The organism is Campylobacter sp. BCW_6871 (assembly GCF_001762325.1).
GTDB classification, from domain to species: Bacteria; Campylobacterota; Campylobacteria; order Campylobacterales; family Campylobacteraceae; genus Campylobacter_D; species Campylobacter_D jejuni.
Genome location: NZ_MJWQ01000075.1, coordinates 8,760 through 11,975, shown reverse-complemented (window position 1 = coordinate 11,975; position 3,216 = coordinate 8,760). Strand labels below are relative to the sequence as shown.

At 28.9% G+C, this 3,216-nt stretch carries 4 protein-coding genes; 2 read left to right on the top strand and 2 right to left on the bottom strand.

What is annotated here, in order from left to right:
- Together AJ930_RS09010 and AJ930_RS09005 are read left to right on the top strand one after the other, a co-directional pair.
- On the top strand, positions 1–1,233 hold a 1,233-nt coding region (locus tag AJ930_RS09010), incomplete at its 5' end, for an AMP-binding protein (RefSeq protein WP_070275235.1).
- A gap of 39 nt (positions 1,234–1,272) precedes the next feature.
- On the top strand, positions 1,273–1,500 hold the full coding sequence (locus tag AJ930_RS09005; RefSeq protein WP_070275234.1) for an acyl carrier protein: 228 nt from the start codon (positions 1,273–1,275) through the stop codon (positions 1,498–1,500).
- Here the strand turns inward: AJ930_RS09005 and AJ930_RS09000 are convergent.
- Both AJ930_RS09000 and AJ930_RS10655 read right to left on the bottom strand, forming a co-directional pair.
- Positions 1,497–2,567 (bottom strand): acyl carrier protein, encoded by a 1,071-nt coding sequence (locus AJ930_RS09000; protein WP_070275233.1) that lies wholly within the window; start codon positions 2,565–2,567, stop codon positions 1,497–1,499. The two genes, AJ930_RS09005 and AJ930_RS09000, sit on opposite strands and share 4 nt — an antisense overlap.
- A 23-nt stretch (positions 2,568–2,590) precedes the next feature.
- Positions 2,591–3,216, bottom strand: a 626-nt coding sequence (locus AJ930_RS10655) for a DUF2920 family protein (protein ID WP_261659528.1), incomplete at its 5' end; no start/stop codon positions are given.

Below are 3,216 nucleotides of genomic sequence, written 5' to 3'. Positions count from 1 at the left end.
AAAAGTCCTAAAGAAAGAGTAGAAAAAGTCATAGAGGTTTTAAAACCTAAACTTTTTATCACTTCAAAAGATTTAAATTTTAACTTAAATTTGCCTACGCTTTATACAGAGGACTTTGAAAGTTTTAATATAGATGAAAGTTTAATAAAAAATGCAAAAGAAAAACACATAGATACTAATTTACTTTATGTTCTTTTTACAAGTGGGAGTACAGGCACTCCTAAAGGAGTAAGCATAGCCCATAAGAGTGTGATTGATTATACTTTTTGGGTATGTGAGACTTTTAAATTTGATGAGAATGAAATTTTAGCCAATCAAGCGCCATTTTATTTTGACAATAGCATTTTAGATATTTTTTCAAGTGTAAAATCAGGAGCGACTTTACATCTTTTACCTAATCATCTTTTTGCCTTTCCAAATAAAATTTTAGAATGCCTTGAAAAAGAAAAAGTAAGCACTATATTTTGGGTACCTTCAGTGCTGATTTATTTTGCAAATACTGAAGCTTTGAATAATTTTAGTTTAAATGCCTTAAAAAAGATACTTTTTTGTGGTGAAATCATGCCCAATAAACAGCTAAATATTTGGCGTAAACACTTACCCAATGCTTTGTTTTCCAACCTTTATGGTCCAACAGAAATCACTGATGTATGTTCTTTTTATATCATCAATCGCACTTTTAAAGATGAAGAACTTTTACCCATAGGCAAAGCGTGTAAAAACACAGAACTTTTAGTTTTTGATGAAAATATGAATTTCATAAGTCCTAAACAAATAGGCATTAAAGGGGAGCTTTTCGTGCGTGGAACTTCTTTGTCTTTAGGGTATTATAATGACAAAGAAAAAACCAAACAAGCCTTTATACAAAATCCTTTGCATGATAATTATTTAGATTTGCTCTATAAAACAGGAGATATTGTTTCTTATAATGAATTTGGCGAACTTTTATGCTATGGAAGAGCGGATAATCAAATCAAATACATGGGGCATAGGATAGAACTTGGAGAAATAGAAAGTGTGATAAATTCTCATGCAAGTGTAAAAAATAGTGCTTGTATTTTTAAAGAAGATATTATTTGTTTTTATGAAAGCAAAGATGAGATTAATTTTAAAGCTTTTTTAAAAGATAAATTACCTTCTTATATGATCCCAAAAAATTTTATTAAAATTGACAAATTTAAACTCAATCAAAATGGTAAAATTGATAGGAAAGTTTTAAAAGAACTTGTTTAAACAAATATTTTATAATTTCAAAAAACCAAAGGAGTAAAAATGCAAGAAATCAAACACTTTTTTATCAATATAGAAAGAACAGATATCGATGAGAGTATGGAAAATCTAGTAAGTGAAGATTTTATCGATAGTATCGATATCATGGCTTTGGTTGCTGAAATAGAAAAATTTTATAAAAAACCCTTAAAAGCAGAATTTATCACACCTGAAAATTTTGAAAGCTTTGAAAATATCAAAAAAATGCTTGAACTTGCAATGAAAGACTAATCTTTCCTTGCAAGTTCAAGCTGTTCTTTTAAAGAACTGATGATTTCATTCTTAGAAACAATAATTTGTGCTATAAAATCCGCCACATCATCCCAGTCTTTACTTAGTGTATGAGTTAAAGTATAATTTTGTTCGTATTCTTCCCAATTTATAGGAGCAAAAAGAGAATTTTTATGCGGGAAATATTTGTTTTTTACCCATTCAAGCGAAGAAGCAAAATAATCCACATAAGCCTTAGCAATATCTTTTTGCACTGCAAATTTTAATCTTTTTTCTTTACTGCCTTCAAATTTTCTTCTTGCCATAAAAAGCAAAGAATTAAGATTATCCTGCTTTAAATCTTTTTGATTTAATCTTGACATAAGCTCCATTCCTAAAAGATTAAAACTTTCATTTTTGGTTTGTTTTAAAACAAAACTCTCATCCCATTCAAGTCCTAAATGATAAACAAAATCCTTGAGCAAAGTCCCTCCTACATAATCCTCCCTTAGAAGTCTTACTATCAAATTTTCTTCTCCAAATACCTCAGTATGAGTTTTACAAATCCATTCATAGTCAAAAATATATTTTCTAGGATGATCTTGTGGGGCAAAATCAGCAGAATAATATCCCATATTGTTTTTATGATCTTGAGAACAATGTGAGTTTAAATAACCCAAAGTATCCCTAAAATATACAATAATATAAACTTGAGTAAAACCTAACTCTCTCATAATCTTTTCTAAAATTTCTACATGTTTTTTGGTAGAAAAATCCCAAACTATACCCTCAGCTGAAAAAATAAATTTTTTATCTTTATGTAAAGCACTTTCACTTTTAAAATTTTCTATAGTTCTAAGAAGTCTTTCATTTGTGATATGACTTAAAACACTTTTCTCTTTTAAAATATTTTCCTTTTGAACCAACTCTAAAACCATATCCACCAAAGCCCAGTGTCTATTTGCCACTCTAAGACTTTTTGGGTAAATATAACCTTTTTGCAAAAGCTTTTCTTCATTTTGCATCAAAAAACCTTGTTTTTCTTGATTTCCTGTATTGGTAGTTCCTATATGTAAATATGCTGTCATTTTATATATCCTTTGTCTTTATTTTAGTTTATTATCTCTAATTCAATTTTATCTCCCACATCTTTAAAAGTAAACACTTTGTTTCCACAAGGATAAGAGATGGAATTTTCTTGCATAAAAGATTTTCTTCCTTGCAATTTTTCAAGCATTAAAGGAAGTTCTTTTCTAAATAAAGCTCTATCAGTCATTCTAAGCCCATGTTCTAAACTTTTTATAAATCTACCATCTACATCACTTTCATCTTTTATCAAATGTAAAGTGGCATCATATCCTAACTCTTGATAACACTTATAAAGCTCTATTTTGTTTTGCACTGGCGCACCTATATCTTGTATACTATGATAACTCGAAAAAACGATATCACTATCAATATTTGCTTGAATTTTAAGATGATTTGAATTTAAAATTGCTCTGATTAAATAATTCTCATCCCCAAAATAATAAAAAGAATTTATATTCCTAGTCCAATATTTATACACAAAACAATAAAGCCTATGACCACTTTCTTCGAAATAAAATTCACATTGATTCATTTCTCTTCCTAAAATGCACGCCAAAAATGGCAAGCAAACACCCGAATTATCAATCACGCCATCCACATACCAAGGAGCTATTTTTGCTATGAGTAAAGATAGATATCCTCCATATG